Consider the following 16,842-nt stretch of genomic DNA (forward strand, 5'->3'; position numbering starts at 1 on the left):
GAAATCAACAGCAAGGTGAGCCGACGCGCCTCAGCGCACCGGCAGGGGTACTACCAGATCAGTCGAAATCCTTGCTATCCATCTTGATTGGAAAAACATCTTCCAAATCAGAATGCGGACGTGGAATAACGTGTACAGAAACTAACTCACCAATACGCTGAGCCGCTGCTGCACCTGCATCTGTAGCCGCTTTACATGCCGCAACATCACCACGAACCATGGCCGTCACTAAGCCGCCACCGATGCTTTTCACACCGACCAGCTTTACACGGGCCGCCTTTACCATCGCATCGGAAGCTTCAATCAGAGCGACCATACCGCGTGTTTCAATCATGCCAAGTGCTTCCATTTTCAAACTCCTTAAGGGTGGTTAAATCTAAAACAAATTAACTTCGGGTCAGCCCGGCCACGGCCAAATCTGGCTGTGATCGTGCGTCACCCGATGGGGCCATCTTCATTGCCAGCAGGCTGACTTGCACCATATCTTCAGCGGTACAGCCACGCGACAAATCGTGGTAAGGCAGGCACAGCCCCTGAATCATTGGGCCTAGTGCCGTATATGCGCCCATACGCTGGGCAATTTTGTAGCCAATATTGCCTGCTTCTAAGCTTGGAAAAACCAGCACATTGGCACGCCCGGCCACCGGGCTGTCTTTGGCTTTTTGCGCAGCGACTTCCGGCACCATGGCGGCATCAAATTGCAGCTCACCATCGACGCTTAAATCAGGCCGGCGCTCACGCACCAAACGGGTGGCTTCCCGCACCGCATCCACCGAGGCATGGCGCGCACTGCCCAAAGTCGAAAATGACAGCATGGCAATATGCGGCTCTAAGCCCGTCACACGCCGATAGCTATCAGCGGCGCTAATGGCAATATCAGAGAGCTGTGCTGGCGTTGGATGCGGCACCACACCACAATCGGTAAAGACCAAAGGCTGGCCATCATCTGGCGGCAACATAAAAAAGATCGACGACACCGTTTTATTGCCTTCAGCCAAACCCACTACACGTAAAGCCGCACGCAATACATTGCTGGTTGGGGAGGAGTTCCCGCCCACCACGCAATCCACATCCCCCGCCATGAGCATCGCTCCGGCAAACCACAAAGGGTCTTTCAATAATGCTGCTAACTCTTCTTCGCTCTTGCCTGGCATACGCTCCGCAAGGGCTGCGATATACGCGGGTAATCTGGCCGATGTTTGCGGATCAATCATTGGCACCCGCCCAAGCGGCAGATGCTCCTGATGGCAAAACGCCCGCATTTCAAAGGGGTTACCCAGTAATACCGGCTGCGCATAACCCGCTTCGGCTAAATAAAACGCTGCACGCACACTTCTGGCGTCAAGGCTGTCTGGAAATACCAAACGCGCAGGACAAGCTAAGGCTGCGGTGCGGCATTGGTCTAACAAAGTCATCAATGGCCTCCCAAATTAGGCAAAGGTTTGCCTGCTTCTTGCAGCAGCACCAAAATCATCAGCACATAAACTGCACTGGAAAGCCGGTTAAGGGCTTGCAAAATATCAGGCCGGGACAGCTCAAAATCACGATCAATATAAAGATCTGCGGCCTGAACTTCGCATTCACGAATCCGCGCACGCAGTAAATTAAGCCTGGCGATGCTTGCCCCATGCTCAAGCGCAGGAACGATATGATCGTGGCCCAGCTCTTTTAATGGCTGGTGCGACAGGGAGTGAATGCGCGCTTCATCTAAATCACCCATCGAAATAGCCGGCATTGGCTCACCACTTACCTCGGCACGTAAAACATTGCCCAGCCATGAACGGATATCGGCCAGCATATGCGCCAGCGCCTTGCGCCTGCCCTGTGGATCAAACTCTGTTTGTGCCCAAATCGCCAGAGCGATGGTGCTATCGAGTAAGCCACGTAAACGGATACGCTCATCATTTTTGGCCACCATCGTGCTGGCATTCAAATGCGTCATCGCGGCAGATTTACGTGCAACAACTTGCTGGCAAAGGGCGCAATGCGCGGCGTGGTGCTCTGCATCGCCCGTCAATACATGCACCGGCGCGAGGACAACTTTTCCATCTGCACCGGCCTGCTCTACAAACACACTGCCGTCCGCATTGATAAACTTCACGACTAAATGGCGGTCTTCAATTAAAGAGCGCGCCGCAGGCGTCAGCCGCGCATGTGCGGGAAGTTGAATCTCGGTGCCTGTAGTGCGGCCAAAGTGCTCACGCAGCCAGTCTTCAGTAATGAAGGTCATCATGCGTCAAACTCCTTAGCAATCTTGCCAATTCGCCGGATAAGCCACGTATAAAAAGGACACTTTGCCAGGCGTGCCAAATTCGATGCTGGAATTTTTAGGAATAAAAATCACGTCGCCAGCCTTGGCGATGGCGGTTTCGCCATCGCAGCGAATATGCAGCTCGCCATCCAGCACGATATCAATCTCGTCGTAACGCAGCGTCCATGGGAAAAAGCTGTTTTCCCATTGCATAAAACCAGCCGCCATCGTGCTGCCGTCGGCACCGGTAATCACATCGGCAATCCCGATCTGATTCGCTCCAGCCCCTTCAAGTAAGCCCATTTTTACCGAGCTGCCTGTTACACGCTTAATGCCGCTTTTTAAGGTAATTGATTCATAGCCAGCCACTGCCGAAGCAGTCGGTGCCGTGGCCGCAGTGGCCTGCTCTGCCGCCACTTTACGTACCAATTGATCAATCACGTTTTCCGGCACGCTGCCTGCGGGCAACTGCGCCAATACAGCCTGGCGAATCGCCGCGAGTGAGGCTTCATGCTCAGTTGCAGGCGTGGCGGCTGAAGTCACCGGTGCAGAGCCAGCCATCGAAGCAGGTGTTTTACCCGCAAGCACTTCAATAATCTCAACCCCTAAGCGCTCAGCAACCATGCGCGCCTCTGCCGTCAAAATGCAATCGGGCAGGGTAATTTCGATTCGGGTTTTACCTTCGGCGTGTGCTGCACGAAGGGCGTCGGCAGTGATCAATTGCTTCATACTCTAATAACTCCTTGCGGTAGGCAGTCTTTATCCGTACTACCCATGAGAGAGGATTTCAGTACGGCCACCGTTTCAGGCCAATAACTGGAAACCTGGAAAATTTCGCCCACAAACCCGTGTTCACGCAGCATGGCTTCAACGGCATCAGGATCAGCATCTTCTAAATCAACTTGGCTAATCACACCCAGCACCCGCTTACCGCCATATACACTCAGCAAACCCGGCGGCATCCGATACTGCATATCATTAGCGGCATGCACGTAGACCAGTACATCCACATCATTCACGGTATTGATCAAGGCGCTATAGAGACGAGGATGATTAAAAAATTCGCCCGGCGTATCCACCCCGCCCTTGCCATCGAATTCCAATGCCTGGGTTTTTTGTGCCACCAGCCCATCGCCCTGCAAGGCGTGAAATAAGGTTGATTTACCTGCGGCAACGGAGCCCACCATGGCGTAATGAATCGTCTTCTGCATTAGCTGCGCGTCTGTACGCAAATGGTGTAGCCAAGCACACGTTGCAGGCCAAGAATGGTTTGATTTAAGGCTTCTTCTACCGATCCGGTTGATCCGTAAATCACCAGAGCCCCAGAAAACCGGTCTAAAAAACCGATATGAATATTGGCAGCCTTGCTGGCAAAATCACCGGCGATCATGGCGGTTTCACCCGGTGTGAGCGTCATGATTCCAATCGCCTCAGCCGTCGGCACGCCAATCTTTTTGGCCAGCTCTTCAGTTGGATGTGAAATCAAATGTGCCAGCGTCACTTGCTTGCCGGGTACAAACTCCTGAATGATCCTTTCCTTGTCCATGCCAGCCTGCCGTATAAATTGCTGATTCAGACCGCATACTAATTCGCCACTCAAATAAGCCACTATCAAAAATCGGCAACAATTTACGTGCAAATTTACACAACAGAAAAGGAAGCATTTTTTGCTGAAGCGGGGAACAATAAGGCCATAAGGCAATGGATTAGCCAGCAGAATGTGTAAAGCAGAAGGGAGGAGGAACGGTGATGAGCTAAGAATTAAGCGGCTAAAAAGTGAGCAAGTTAAAACACAACGCCGACAAAAATCCTTGCCTCATGTCAATCATTTTTTAAGAATGCAGTCTGAACTTACAAGGAACGAGCCGCATGACATCGCCGTTATCTTTTATGTTCAAAAACCATAAGCAGAACAGAAGCCCTTCAGCCAGCCATGTATTGAGTACATAGGCAATTTGTGCTGAGGAGGTATACAATCCGCCCATTCTAAGGTGCTCGAAAGAGTAAAACGGGAAACAGGTTTAAATCCTGTGCTGCCCCTGCAACGGTAAGCAAGTAAAAATACATCGGGTAAACCACTGTCTGAGCAAGATGGGAAGGTGATGTATTGGATCTGTAAATTGAGCGCGCTCACATTGACAGATCTGCTTGTAAGCCCGGAGACCGGCCTTACAACCTTCGCCCTCCGGGCAAAGGTCAACCACGCGCGGCAGGGTAGCCGAAGCGAGCTTGATTCATCGTGCTTTTGCGCCTTGTTTCCTCTCTGCCTCCTCCTTGTCATCATTACCCCTCTTGGGTGATGGCGCTCAGGAGATCAATCATGTTGTTCCGCAGTACATCCTTCTTTATGCTGACCACGCTTGCCGCCAGCCTTTGTGCTCAAGCCGAAACAATCCTGCTTCCCCCTGTGATCACGACGGCCGCACGCCAACCCCAATCACCTCGTGAAGTAATTGGTGACGTAACCCTGATTGATCAGGCCAGCATTCAAGAATCAGCGGCCATCAGCCTGCCCGATTTGCTGGCCCGCCAACCTGGCCTGCAAATCTCCAGCAACGGCGGAGCAGGCAAACCAAGCAGCGTGTTTTTGCGCGGCAATAATAGCCAGCACACTTTGGTCTTAATCGACGGGATTCGTGTTGGCTCGGCCACACTGGGTGCGGCGGCATTTCAGCATTTCCCGCTGAGTCAGATTGATCGTATTGAAATACTGCGCGGGCCAGCCGCCAGCCTGTATGGCTCTGATGCCATCGGTGGCGTGATTCAAATCTTTAGCAAAACAGGGAAAAAAGGCTTTCACCCTTCGGCCGAGATCGGCTACGGCAGCCAAAACAGCGTAGAAGCTAAAGCGGGAATTGCAGGCGGCAATGACAACACCCGCTACGCGCTGAATTTGGCCCACTCAAAAACAGATGGCATCAGCGCCATTAAAAACAGCAGCAATCCCGGCTTTTATCCTGATGATGATGGCTACGAAAACAACAGCCTGTCTTTTTCTCTTACTCATAAAATCAACGAGGGCAATGAGCTGGGCGCCAGCCTGATTTCTGCCTGGGGGAAAAACCAGCTGGATGGTTATGTATTTGATGACAACTACGCAGCGGTCGCACAAAGCTATGACTATCGGGATGAAACACGCAATAGCAGCGCCAATATCTGGAGCAAAAACCGCCTGACGAGCAACTGGAGCAGCCTGATCAAACTAGGCCACAGCAGCGATAAAAACACCTCATTCACCCCTCAGTCGGCCACCGATTACAGCGATAAAACGAGTCGTATCCAAACCGAACAAACGCAACTATCCTGGCTAAATGATATAAAAACTGGCTTGGGCACCTTTCAATTGGGGGCAGAAACCTTAGAGCAAAAGGTGAGTGGTGATGTGGCTTATGCCACAAATCAACGCCGGATAAACAGCCTGCAAGCAGGGTATTTAGCGCATTTTGGCGACGTTTCGCTACAAATAAATGCACGTAGCGACGATAACTCCCAATTAGGCAGGCACAACACCGGCAGTGCTGGTTTGACTTGGCAACTCAATGATGATTGGCAGTTAGGCGGCACTGCAGGCACCGCCTTCAAAGCGCCCACTTTCAATGATTTATATTGGCCGGAAGATCCATACAGCAGTGGCAACGCCAATTTGCGCCCTGAAGAATCCAATAATAAAGAGCTCTTTATTCGCTATAGCGCGGGCGCGATCAATGCCTCTTTAACCGCCTACAACAATAAAGTCACCAACTTGATTCAATGGGCAGAAAGCCGCCCTTATTTTTCTCAGCCGATGAATGTGGGAGAAGCGCAGCTTCGCGGCATCACGCTCACCAGTGATTGGCAACAAGGCGATTACTTAGCAGGCTTTAGCTACGATTATTTAGATGCAAGTGATGAATCAGCAGGAGCCAACCACGGCAACCGACTGGCCCGCCGCGCCAGGCACTCAGGCCTGATCTATGCAGGCATGGCCTTAGATACCTGGACGCTGCGCACTGAAATTCAAGCCCAAGGGCATCGCTTTGATGACCCTGCTAATCAAAAAGAGCTGGCGGGATATGCCCTGACTAACCTCTCTGCCAGCTGGAAAATCAATAAAGACTGGTCTTTGCAAGCGCGTGTTAATAACCTCTTTGATCAGGAATACGAGCAAGTTAAGGATTACGGTACGCTGGGCCGTAATGCCATGCTGAACCTGCGCTGGCAACAATGAGCACCGAGCTCATTTTAGGCGGAGCGCGTAGCGGCAAAAGCAGCTACGCGCTGGCCAAAGCGCTGACCCATGACGGGCCGGTGTTTTGGCTGGCCACCGCTCAGGCTTTTGACGAGGAAATGCAGGAGCGCATTATCCGGCACAAGGCTGAACGCCCCGCGCACTGGCAAACGCTGGAAGCCCCCTTGCAGCTGGCCGCGGCACTCACCCAAAGCCAGGATCAATTTTGTGTGATTGACTGCCTGACGCTCTGGGTTTCCAACTGGCTGTGCAAGGATGATCTGGCAGGCTGGGCGCAAGAAAAGCAGGCCTTTATCGCTGCAGCAGCGGCACATCGCGGCACGCTGTTATTGGTGAGCAATGAAGTGGGCTTTGGCATCGTGCCGGATAATGCCCTGGCCAGACTATTCCGCGACGAGGCTGGCCGTCTGCATCAGGATATCGCCAAACAGGCCGCAAATGTCACGCTGGTAGTCGCCGGAATCCCTATGCCGGTGAAGCGCAGCTGATGCTCATCCTTAGCCCAACCCACTGGCTGCCCGCCTTCGCCCTTGGCCTGCTGCTGGAGATTTGCTTAGGCGAGCCTAAGCGCTTTCATCCGCTGGTGGGCTTTGGCTGGCTGGCGTCCTGGCTGGAGCGGCGCTTTAATCTGGCTCATCTTTCGCAAATAGCAAGCCAATCCAATGAGCACAATATCTTGCGCGGTGCGCTGGCGTGGCTCTTACTCACAGGCTCATCGCTAGCCGCCTTTACCCTGCTAAAACATTTGACAGGCTGGTGGGCCGACGCTTTGGCGCTGTGGTTTGCCCTTGGCGCACGCAGCCTGTTTGAGCATGTGCGGGCCATCGCCAGGCCATTAAGCGCTGGCGACTTAAACACTGCCCGGCTTGCAGTAAGCCGCATTGTCAGCCGCAATTGCACAGACCTGGACGACACCGGCATTGCCAAAGCGGGCCTTGAATCCACCTTAGAAAACGGCGCAGATGCCATTTTTGCCAGCCTGTTTTTCTTTGCACTGTTTGGTGGCTATGGCGCTTTACTGCACCGCCTTGCCAATACGCTGGACGCCATGTGGGGCTATAAAACCGCACGTTTATTTCACTTTGGCCGCATCGCCGCAAGGGCCGACGATGTACTCAACTTTATCCCCGCCCGCCTTACCGCACTCAGCTACGCTCTGCTTGGCCATAGCCGCAGCGCGTTTTCCTGCTGGCAAAGCCAGGCACCACTCTGGGACAGCCCCAATGCCGGCCCGGTAATGGCAAGCGGCGCGGGCGCTTTGCACGTTTCTTTGGGCGGCAAGGCAACGTATCACGGCGAAATCCACACCCGTCCGCAACTGGGCTGCGGCCCCTTACCAAGCGCCCATGATTTGCAGCGCGGGATAGTGCTGGTGCAAAAAACGCTTGCCCTGTGGATCATTCTTTTATCAGGAGGTGCGCTGTGGATACTGTAAATCAGCCCCAGCACGGCGGCGATCTCCAGCGTGCAATGGCGGCCTTTGGAGGGGATTTAGCCGACTGGATCGACTGCTCCAGCGGCATTGCCCCTTGGGCCTATCCCTTGCCTGCCGTGCCCGATCACATCTGGCAACGTCTGCCTGACCAAGATCACGCCCTGCTGGTTGCGGCGCAAAAGTATTACGGCTGCGAGCACCTGCTGCCCCTGGCGGGCAGCCAGATTGGCATCGCCCTGCTACCCAAACTACGCCCTGCTTGCCGCGTTGCCATCATCAGCCCCACCTATGCTGAGCATCATTGGCAATGGCAACAGGCTGGGCATGAGGTTATCGCAATCAGCAGCGAGCAAGTGGATGAATACTTAGAAAGCAGCTCCATTGATGTGCTGATCGTGGTCAATCCAAACAACCCCAGCGGCCAGCAACACAGCGCCGCCACCCTGCTCGCCTGGCATCAGAAACTGACTGCTCCCGGCGGCTGGTTGCTTGTAGACGAAGCCTTTGCCGATTGCGCCCCGGCAAAGAGCCTGCTGCCACACGCAGGCAAAACAGGGCTGATTATTCTGCGCTCCATAGGTAAATTCTTTGGCCTTGCGGGCATTCGTCTGGGCTTTATCGCCTGCGAAAAGCGGCTTTTAGAAGAAATAAAACAAGCGCTCGGCCCCTGGCATATCAGCGGCCCGGCACTATGGGCAGGACAAATCGCCTTAAACGATACAGCCTGGCAAGCTGCGCAACAACAGCGTTTGCTGGCCAATCAGGCGTGGATGATCGCTACGCTGAGCGAGGCAGGTTTAACGCCTGGCGGCAGCCTGCCGCTGCTGCTCTGGTGCCCCGCGCCCGATGCCAAAGCATTGCATCGCCAACTCGCTAAACAAAAAATATGGTGCCGCCTGTTCGATCAATACAATCACCAGGGCCTGCGCTTTGGGCCGGTGGCAGAGCATCAGCAAGCACAATTTAAAACCCGATTAATGACGGCATTGTGCAACAAGGATTAAACATGAACACCCCCACAAAAATCGCCTGTCTTTCCAGCGAAACCGTTGATGTTTTATACGCCCTCGGCCAGCAGCATCGCATCGCGGGCATCAGCGCTTTTTCGCGTCACCCGGAAGGCGTAACCAAACAGCACCCTATTATTTGTGGCTTTTCCAGCGCCAAAGTCGAGAAAATCCTCGCGGTAGAGCCTGATCTGGTGCTGGCGTATTCCAGCCTGCAAGGCGAGATGGTCAAAGAATGCGTTTTGGCCGGTTTGGAAGTGCACTTTTTTAACCAAAAAAGCCTGGCTGGCATTTTCAATATGATAGACACGCTGGGCCGCCTGCTCGATTGCCAGCCCGCCGCCACGGCGCTGATTGCGGATCTGCAAGCCCAGATCGACACCGCCCGCACCCAAGCCGCCTGCTATAAATCGCGGCCTAAAGTCTATTTTGAAGAATGGCACGACCCGCTCTACACCGGCATCCGCTGGGTTTCTGAGCTCATCGAGATTGCCGGTGGCGACGATATTTTTAGCGCGCTATCTCACGCAACACGCGCCAAAGATCGCACCGTTAGCCCTGAGCAAATCATTGCAGCACAGCCGGATATCATCATCGGCAGCTGGTGCGGCCAAGCTTTCGATGCCGATGCTGTGCGGGCCAGACCAAACTGGCAGTCCATCCCCGCTGTTGCCAATAAGCAGCTATTCGAAATAGCCAGCCACGACCTCCTCGTCCCCGGCATCGCCGCGATTCGGGATGGCTTAGGGCAAATTCAGAAAATGATTGCGGATTGGCAGTTGCATATAAAACCCACTTCTTGAAACACGGAGAACACGGAGTTTCACGGAAAGAACCGATATTAAGTAATCCTTTAAGACTTCAGCGGTACTAAGTAATTTGCTTTTTGCGTAGCACACCAAGAGAAGATGTAAGTTCTGCGCTCTTAGCACGGGGCTTTTACCCCTCCTGAAAACACGCCGAGCGAGGAACAAGCGGGGTGGGGCCGTCGTCAATTCGTGTTTGAGCGAAGCGAGTTGAATTGACGCCACCTCGATTGTCCACAGCGAGGGGATTTCGTGTTTTAGGGGGCGCCTTCTTTGGCTTCGTTTCTTGGCGAAGCAAGAAAGGAAGGCCCACGCGGGGGATCCCGCACCAAAACACCGTGCCGCAGGCACATAAATAAACATAACAAGCCCCAAAACTGGAGCCTCACATGACTATCAACACCGAACGCAATGCCCGCCACGCCGCCCGTATGGCACGCAAAAAAGCCGTCATCGACGCGCATATCGCCGAAGCCAATATCGACACCGGCATCATGATTTTGCTCACCGGCAATGGCAAAGGTAAATCATCTTCTGCCTTTGGCATGGTGGCGCGCGCCGTCGGCCACGGGCTAAAAGTGGGCGTGGTGCAATTTATTAAAAACCGTACCGATACCGGCGAAGAAGCCCTGCTTGGCAAGCATTGCGAATGGCATGTGATGGGCGATGGCTTTACTTGGGAAACGCAAAATTTTGAAGCCGATAAACTTAAATCCGAACAAGCCTGGGCCATCGCCGCGCGCATGCTGAACGACGCCAGCTACGACGTGGTAGTCCTGGATGAGCTGACCTACTGCCTCAGCTACAACTATCTGGATAAAGACATCATCATTAAAGACATCGAATCCCGCCCGGAAATGCAGCACGTAGTGGTCACCGGCCGCGCCGCTGTCAAAGAATTACACGAGATCGCCGATACCGTAACGGTACTGGCCGACGAAAAACACGCATATAAAGCAGGCATCAGGGCGCAAAAGGGTTTGGAATGGTAAGCGCCGCCACCCTGCTGATTGCAGCGCCTTCTTCGGGCAGCGGCAAAACCACTATCACGGCAGCCCTTGCCTGGCATCATCGCCGCCTGGGCCGAAAGGTGCGGGTGTTTAAATGTGGGCCGGATTTTCTCGACCCGCTCATACTCAGCTACGCCAGCGGCGCTCCAGTAGATAATCTGGATTTATGGATGGTAGGCGAGGATTTATGCCGTCAGATGCTGGCCGATGCGGCACAAGACGCCGATGTCATCCTGATCGAAGCGGTGATGGGCCTCTTTGATGGTGAGCCTTCCGCTGCCGGGCTGGCCACCCGCTTAGGTCTGCCGGTACTGGCCATTATCGACGCCAGCGCTATGGCGCAAACCTTTGGCGCACTGGCTTTCGGGCTGGCGCACTATAAAAGCGATCTGCCATTTTATGGCGTGCTGGCGAATAAAGTAGCAGGCGATCGCCACGCACAAATGTTGCAAGAATCGGCTAAAACTGAGCATTGGCAAGGCTGGCTGGGTAAACATGGAGCCCTGCCAGAGCGACATTTGGGCCTGGTGCTGCCCAATGAAATCCCCGATCTGGCGCAAAAACTCGACGCACTGGCCGATGCCTTAGCCAGCCAGCCCGTTGCAGCTTTGCCGCCAGTCATCGATTACAGCAGCTCTGCACGCCCTGCATTAGCACCGCTGCTTGCAGGCAAACGCATCGCCATCGCCCGCGATTCGGCATTTTGTTTTATTTACCCGGCCAATTTAACTTGCCTGAGCGAAATGGGCGCGGAGCTGGTGTTTTTCTCACCGCTCGCCCATGAAGCCCTGCCGGATGCCGACGCACTCTACTTACCCGGCGGGTATCCGGAACTACACGCGGCCACACTCGCGGCTCATCCCAGCATCACCGCCGATTTACGCCACTGGCTCGCCACAGATAAACCGGTTTTTGCAGAATGCGGCGGCATGCTGGCGCTTTGCTCATCGTTAAAACTCAGCGATGGCACCTCGCATAAAATGTGGGGGATTTTAGACGCCACAGCGACCATGCAAAAACGCCTTTCGGCCCTTGGCATGCAAGCCTTCGACTTAGGCGCGGGCGAATTACGCGGCCATACTTTTCACTTCTCAACATTAGAAAGCACGCAGCAGCCGCTGGCCCATGCCACGCCTTGTCGCCTTGGCAGTCAGGGTGAAGCAATCTATCGCCAGGGCAGCCTCACCGCCAGCTATGTGCATGCCTGGATGATGAGTAACCCCGCTGCCAGCGCGGCTCTTTTTGGAACTACAGCATGAAACACATCCGCTATGCAGCCTTTGCAAGCTTACTACTGGCCCATGCCGCCATCGCCAGCGTCAGTGTAAAAGACGATCGAGGCCAGGAAATTACCTTAGCCAAACCCGCGCAACGCATCATCAGCCTTGCCCCGCACGCCACCGAAGACTTGTTTGCCATCGGCGCAGGCAAGCTGATTGTTGGCGCGGTGAGTTACAGCGACTACCCGCCAGAAGCCAATAAAATCGAGCGTATCGGCGGCTATAACGGCTTTGATCTGGAACGCATCCGCGCCTTAAAGCCGGATCTGATCGTGGCATGGCAAAGTGGCAACCCCGCCAAGCAGCTGACACAAATCGAAACGCTGGGTTTGCCGGTTTTTTATACCTTTTCTAAAAAACTGGAAGACGTACCCACGGTGATGGAACGTTTAGGCGTATTAACCGCCAAAGAGGGCGAAGCTCAGGCAGCCGCCAGCAAATACCGCAACAGCCTTGCCGCACTTGAGAAAAAATACGCGGGCAGAAAGCCAGTGCGAGTTTTTTATCAGGTATGGGACAGGCCCTTGATGACAATTAACCGCGAGCAAATTACTACTGATGCCATGCGCCTTTGTGGCGGCGTCAATGTCTTTGCCGGCCTGCCTGCACTGGTGCCCACCATCGATGATGAAGCGGTACTCGCCGCCAATCCGGATGTGATCATCACCAGCGGCGAGCCGGGCAAAAAAGACAGCGGGCTGAATCGCTGGAAACGCTGGCCCAATCTGAAAGCCAATAAACACCTCTACATACTGCCCAAAGACCTGCTCAGCCGCATGGGACCAAGACTAGTAGAAGGCACAGAGAAACTCTGCGAAGCGATCGATAAAGCGCGTTAAAACATTGAAACAAAGCCTGCAGACACAGAAAACAGAAAGAACACAGAGCACACAGGGAAGAAGCTAAGAGACATAACAAATGACTTCCCGAATTACGCGTTTTTGCAGATTGGGTTAGCCGGTCTGCGTGCGAGATTTATCTCGCTCAGCGATATCGCGTAACCCAACGTTTTTTGCACCAGTGCACGTTGGATTACACCGCTTAATATTGGAAATATTCCTAAATGTAAACTCGCGAATATTGCACTGATCTACAGGGAACTCGCGGCTAACGCCGTTCCTAATTTATTTCCCTGGTTTATGCTCTGTGATCTCAATTCATCTCTGTGTCTGCAAACCTTTTTTAAAGGGCTAACCCCCTGCCAGAGTTACTTATAATGAAGCATTCCCGCCTTACCCCGGCCAGACTCATCCTTACGCTGCTTGTGCTAAGCGGCCTGTTATTGACCACCGTTATCCTTAGCCTCTGCTTTGGCAGTACCAGCTATCGCCCTTGGCAATTACTGGGCAACGGGCCAGATGCTGCGCTGGCTCGCGATGTGGTGCTTGAGCTGCGCCTGCCACGCACTTTGGCGGCCATCGCCGTGGGTGGTTTACTTGCGCTGGCCGGTGCATTGCAGCAGGTTTTACTCAGAAACCCGCTTGCTGATCCTTATATCCTCGGCACCTCAGGTGGGGCCAGCGTCGGGGCCTTGCTGGCGCTGCTCTTGGGCGCGGGAGCCGGCACCGTCAACTTCTCAGCCTGCTGCGGAGCCCTGCTCAGTATTACGCTGGTGTTTATCTTAGCGCGCAAAGATCAATCCAGCAGCCAGGCACGATTGCTCTTAACCGGGGTGGCGATTGCTTCTTTCTGTGGGGCTCTTTCCAGCTTATTACTCAGCCTTGCTCCCGATGGCCTCTTGCGCGGCATGGTGTTCTGGATGTTGGGTGATTTGGCCGGAGCACGCTGGCAGCTCGCTTTGCCGCTGCTGGTAGTGCTGCTTTTACTCGTCTGGCCACTGGCACGGCAGCTGAATGTGCTTAGCCAGGGCGCACAAACCGCCCATGCACTGGGGGCCAATACACGTAAATTGCAATGGCTGCTTTACTTTGTTGCTGCCGCTGCAACCGCCATTGCGGTGACCACAGCAGGGATGATCGGTTTTATCGGCCTGATCGTTCCGCACGCCTTGCGGCTGGTTTTAGGCCACGATCAACGCCTGCTCTTGCCCGCCGTGGCGCTCACTGGAGGCACAGTCTTGCTCGCCGCCGATATCGCTTCGCGCATTATCCTTGCCCCACAACAACTCCCCATCGGGGTAATTACCGCGCTGGCCGGTGTGCCGGTATTTTTATGGCTGTTGCAACACCGGGGAGCCGCACGATGAGCCATTTATCTCTTCGCTCCATAGCTGTTCAACAGGGTGAGCGCCTGCTCTGCAAAGACTTAAATCTTGAAATCAGCAAGGGTGAGAGCTGGCTTATTCTGGGAGAAAACGGCTGCGGCAAAAGCACTTTACTCGCCACATTAGCCTCATGGCTCAAGCCTGCGGCAGGCAAGATCCTGCTCAATCAGCGGCCATTAAAAGAATGGGCGGGCCATGAGCGGGCCAAAGAGATCGCTTGGCTTAGCCAGCAGGATGACTGCCCTTTTCCACTCTCCGTTATTGAAAAAGTACTCAGCGGCCGCCATCCGCACCAAGGGCCATGGGATTGGGAAAGCCAGGATGATCTGCGCCTTGCCGATGAGCAATTAGCCAGGCTTGATCTGAGTCATCTGAAACACCGGGATCTTGCCACGCTATCAGGCGGCGAGCGCCGCCGGGCCAGCCTTGCAGCAACGCTGGCCCAGCAAGCGCCGCTTATTTTACTCGATGAGCCGCTCTCCCAGCTCGACCTGCGCCACCAGCAACAAGCCCTTTCGGTACTGCGCGAAGAAAACCAAATGGGCCGAACCTTGCTGATGATCAGCCACGACCCAAACCACGCCCGGCAATGGGCCAGCCATGTGCTGCTAATGTTTGGTGATGGGCTATGGCTGGCAGGGCCAACTGCAGAGATCATGAATAGCCATAACCTCAGCTCGCTCTACCGCACCGAAATACGCAGCGCCAGCATCGAAGGGCAAGAGTGGTTTATCCCTCTGCCCCGTTAAACCCCAATATTGAACCACTGAAAACACGGAGTTTCACGGAGAAAAACAATTGGCCTCCAAGGTTTTCTCCGTATTCAGCTTTTAATCTCCCTGTTCTCTGTGTCTACAGATCTTTGGTTTGAGCATTTCTAACTCCCAATCTTGCACAAGGCAAAACCATGCCCACTCTTATGATTCAAGGCTGCACCTCTGATGCAGGCAAGACCACCATCGTTGCCGCGCTCTGCCGCATTCTCTTGCGCCGGGGCATTAAAGTTGCACCGTTTAAACCACAAAATATGGCGCTCAATAGCGCAGTCACCAGCGATGCAGGCGAAATTGGCCGTGCTCAAGCCATGCAAGCCGTTGCCGCAGGCATCGCCCCGCATACCGATTTCAACCCCGTACTCCTCAAGCCTTCCAGCGATTGCCGTGCCCAAGTCATTATTCAAGGTAAAAGCATCGGCAACTTAGATGCGGTGGATTACCACGCCTATAAGCAAACAGCCAAAAAAGCCGTGTTTGAATCATGGGGGCGCTTAAAAGAGCAGTACGAATGGGTGATTGTTGAAGGTGCGGGCAGCCCTGCCGAGGTCAATTTACGCGCAGGCGATATTGCCAATATGGGCTTTGCCGAAGAAGCCGATTGCCCGGTATGGCTGGTTGCCGATATCGACCGGGGCGGTGTATTTGCTCACTTTGTTGGCACACTTGCTTGTCTGTCAGCATCAGAGCAAGCCAGAATTACCGGCTTTATCATCAACCGTTTTCGCGGAGACTTAAGTCTGTTACAAGGCGGAATCGACTGGCTGGAAGAAAAAACCGGCAAGCCTGTTATCGCAGTCGTACCCTATTTGCATAGCCTCGATATCGCAGCTGAAGATGCAGTGCCCCGCAGCCCAGGCAATGGCGGCGAATTCAAAATCGTCATCGCCACCCTGCCGCATATTTCCAATCACACCGATTTCGACCCGCTGCGCCGTATTTCGGGCGTTGATTGCAGCTACGCCACGCCCAATCGGCCCTTGCCCGCGGCCGATCTGCTCATCATCCCCGGCAGCAAAAACACTCGTGGCGATCTGGCATGGCTGCGCCAGCAAGGTTGGGATAAGCAAATCGAAAAACACCTGCGCTTTGGCGGCAAAGTCATCGGTATTTGTGGTGGCTATCAAATGCTAGGCCAAACCATCGCCGATCCACTCGGGCTGGAAGGCGAGGCAGGAGATTCTAAAGGACTAGGCTGGCTGCCTATTGCCACATCACTGGAACAAGACAAACAGCTGTGCAATTTATCCGGGCAACTCATTGCGAGCAGTGAAGCCGTAACAGGCTACGAAATCCATCATGGCGAAACCCAAATCCTCGATTCAGCCGCCATTCCGCTGATTAAATACGCCCATAAACACGACGGGATCATCACAGATCAAGTACTTGGCTGCTACCTGCACGGCTTATTTGATTCCAGCGCAGCATTAAAATCATTACTTGCGTGGGCAGGCCACCAGGTCGCAGAAGTCGTCAACCACCAACAGCTGCTGGAGCAAGAAATAGACCGCCTGAGCGATGCCCTGGAGCAAGCTATAGACTGGGAAAAAGCCAAACAAGCCGGCTTAAGATAAACGCAGGTTGGGTTAGCTGCTTTATCGCGTAACCCAACAAGCAACCCCACTGCCAGTTGCTGCTCCATTTCTTCCGCGCAAAGCAAAACCCCCGCCTCTTTCGAGTACGGGGGTCTTGTTTACTGCTTTAGGGTGTCTGGCAATGACCTACTTTCACACAGGTAATCTGCACTATCATCGGCGCTAAGGTGTTTCACTGTCCTGTTCGGGATGGGAAGGAGTGGGACCACCTCGCTATGGTCGCCAGACTTTAA

17 protein-coding genes, 1 rRNA gene and 1 riboswitch are annotated in these 16,842 nt (G+C 54.0%); of the genes, 11 read left to right on the forward strand and 7 right to left on the reverse strand.

All coding sequences use genetic code 11. From position 1 onward, the window contains the following. Nucleotides 1-58 precede the first annotated feature (58 nt). The 6 genes from eutM to eutS are packed head-to-tail and all read right to left on the reverse strand — an operon-like array spanning nucleotide 59 to nucleotide 3,797. A complete protein-coding gene (gene eutM, locus HA050_RS08270) occupies nucleotides 59-349 on the reverse strand; it encodes an ethanolamine utilization microcompartment protein EutM (protein ID WP_099397816.1) in 291 nt (96 codons plus the stop codon). 37 nt (nucleotides 350-386) lie between these two features. Continuing rightward, complete coding sequence (pta, locus tag HA050_RS08275) at nucleotides 387-1,415, reverse strand: phosphate acetyltransferase (protein ID WP_166824447.1); 1,029 nt, start codon at nucleotides 1,413-1,415, stop codon at nucleotides 387-389. Next, a complete protein-coding gene (gene eutT / locus HA050_RS08280; RefSeq protein WP_166824449.1) occupies nucleotides 1,415-2,233 on the reverse strand; it encodes an ethanolamine utilization cob(I)yrinic acid a,c-diamide adenosyltransferase EutT in 819 nt (272 codons plus the stop codon). The genes pta and eutT overlap by 1 nt, the downstream gene beginning before the upstream one ends. A gap of 12 nt (nucleotides 2,234-2,245) precedes the next feature. Further along, the gene (gene eutQ / locus HA050_RS08285; protein WP_166824451.1) at nucleotides 2,246-2,980 is read right to left on the reverse strand and encodes an ethanolamine utilization acetate kinase EutQ; all 735 of its coding nucleotides are present in this window, start codon (nucleotides 2,978-2,980) and stop codon (nucleotides 2,246-2,248) included. Then, nucleotides 2,977-3,462, reverse strand: a complete 486-nt coding sequence (locus tag HA050_RS08290; protein ID WP_166824454.1) for a EutP/PduV family microcompartment system protein — start codon at nucleotides 3,460-3,462, stop codon at nucleotides 2,977-2,979. Before HA050_RS08290 ends, eutQ begins: the two co-directional genes overlap by 4 nt. Beyond that, nucleotides 3,462-3,797 carry an ethanolamine utilization microcompartment protein EutS gene (gene eutS, locus HA050_RS08295; protein WP_166824457.1) on the reverse strand — a complete coding sequence of 112 codons (336 nt, stop codon included), beginning with the start codon at nucleotides 3,795-3,797 and terminating at the stop codon, nucleotides 3,462-3,464. The genes HA050_RS08290 and eutS overlap by 1 nt, the downstream gene beginning before the upstream one ends. A 426-nt stretch (nucleotides 3,798-4,223) precedes the next feature. After that, nucleotides 4,224-4,437: riboswitch (cobalamin riboswitch) on the forward strand. 134 nt (nucleotides 4,438-4,571) lie between these two features. Between eutS and HA050_RS08300 the strand changes: the two genes are divergently transcribed. The 11 genes from HA050_RS08300 to HA050_RS08350 all read left to right on the forward strand — a co-directional run bounded on the left by HA050_RS08300 (nucleotide 4,572) and on the right by HA050_RS08350 (nucleotide 16,588). Continuing rightward, entirely contained in the window at nucleotides 4,572-6,458 is a 1,887-nt protein-coding gene (locus HA050_RS08300) for a TonB-dependent receptor domain-containing protein (protein ID WP_166824460.1), read from the forward strand. Then, nucleotides 6,455-6,967 carry a bifunctional adenosylcobinamide kinase/adenosylcobinamide-phosphate guanylyltransferase gene (cobU, locus tag HA050_RS08305; protein WP_166824463.1) on the forward strand — a complete coding sequence of 171 codons (513 nt, stop codon included), beginning with the start codon at nucleotides 6,455-6,457 and terminating at the stop codon, nucleotides 6,965-6,967. The genes HA050_RS08300 and cobU overlap by 4 nt, the downstream gene beginning before the upstream one ends. Further along, nucleotides 6,967-7,914 carry an adenosylcobinamide-phosphate synthase CbiB gene (gene cbiB / locus HA050_RS08310; RefSeq protein WP_166824466.1) on the forward strand — a complete coding sequence of 316 codons (948 nt, stop codon included), beginning with the start codon at nucleotides 6,967-6,969 and terminating at the stop codon, nucleotides 7,912-7,914. The genes cobU and cbiB overlap by 1 nt, the downstream gene beginning before the upstream one ends. Next, complete coding sequence (gene cobD, locus HA050_RS08315; protein WP_166824469.1) at nucleotides 7,902-8,918, forward strand: threonine-phosphate decarboxylase CobD; 1,017 nt, start codon at nucleotides 7,902-7,904, stop codon at nucleotides 8,916-8,918. Before cbiB ends, cobD begins: the two co-directional genes overlap by 13 nt. A 2-nt stretch (nucleotides 8,919-8,920) precedes the next feature. Beyond that, nucleotides 8,921-9,724 (forward strand): ABC transporter substrate-binding protein, encoded by an 804-nt coding sequence (locus HA050_RS08320; RefSeq protein WP_166824472.1) that lies wholly within the window; start codon nucleotides 8,921-8,923, stop codon nucleotides 9,722-9,724. Between the two features lie 392 nt (nucleotides 9,725-10,116). Further along, the gene (gene cobO, locus HA050_RS08325) at nucleotides 10,117-10,719 is read left to right on the forward strand and encodes a cob(I)yrinic acid a,c-diamide adenosyltransferase (protein ID WP_166824475.1); all 603 of its coding nucleotides are present in this window, start codon (nucleotides 10,117-10,119) and stop codon (nucleotides 10,717-10,719) included. Beyond that, nucleotides 10,713-11,996, forward strand: coding sequence for a cobyrinic acid a,c-diamide synthase CobB (locus tag HA050_RS08330; protein WP_166824478.1), 1,284 nt, complete (start codon nucleotides 10,713-10,715; stop codon nucleotides 11,994-11,996). Before cobO ends, HA050_RS08330 begins: the two co-directional genes overlap by 7 nt. Beyond that, nucleotides 11,993-12,856 carry a cobalamin-binding protein gene (locus HA050_RS08335; RefSeq protein WP_166824481.1) on the forward strand — a complete coding sequence of 288 codons (864 nt, stop codon included), beginning with the start codon at nucleotides 11,993-11,995 and terminating at the stop codon, nucleotides 12,854-12,856. Before HA050_RS08330 ends, HA050_RS08335 begins: the two co-directional genes overlap by 4 nt. Nucleotides 12,857-13,233: 377 nt before the next feature. Then, nucleotides 13,234-14,223 (forward strand): FecCD family ABC transporter permease, encoded by a 990-nt coding sequence (locus HA050_RS08340; RefSeq protein ID WP_166824484.1) that lies wholly within the window; start codon nucleotides 13,234-13,236, stop codon nucleotides 14,221-14,223. After that, nucleotides 14,220-14,990 (forward strand): ABC transporter ATP-binding protein, encoded by a 771-nt coding sequence (locus HA050_RS08345; RefSeq protein ID WP_166824487.1) that lies wholly within the window; start codon nucleotides 14,220-14,222, stop codon nucleotides 14,988-14,990. Before HA050_RS08340 ends, HA050_RS08345 begins: the two co-directional genes overlap by 4 nt. A gap of 158 nt (nucleotides 14,991-15,148) precedes the next feature. Then, nucleotides 15,149-16,588 (forward strand): cobyric acid synthase, encoded by a 1,440-nt coding sequence (locus tag HA050_RS08350; protein WP_205836347.1) that lies wholly within the window; start codon nucleotides 15,149-15,151, stop codon nucleotides 16,586-16,588. 134 nt (nucleotides 16,589-16,722) lie between these two features. Here HA050_RS08350 and rrf read toward each other — a convergent pair. Continuing rightward, nucleotides 16,723-16,836: ribosomal RNA gene (gene rrf / locus HA050_RS08355) — 5S ribosomal RNA — on the reverse strand. Nucleotides 16,837-16,842: the final 6 nt, after the last annotated feature.

The sequence above is a fragment of the Iodobacter violaceini genome (genome assembly GCF_011601265.1).
In the GTDB taxonomy this organism is placed as follows: Bacteria; Pseudomonadota; Gammaproteobacteria; order Burkholderiales; family Chitinibacteraceae; genus Iodobacter; species Iodobacter violaceini.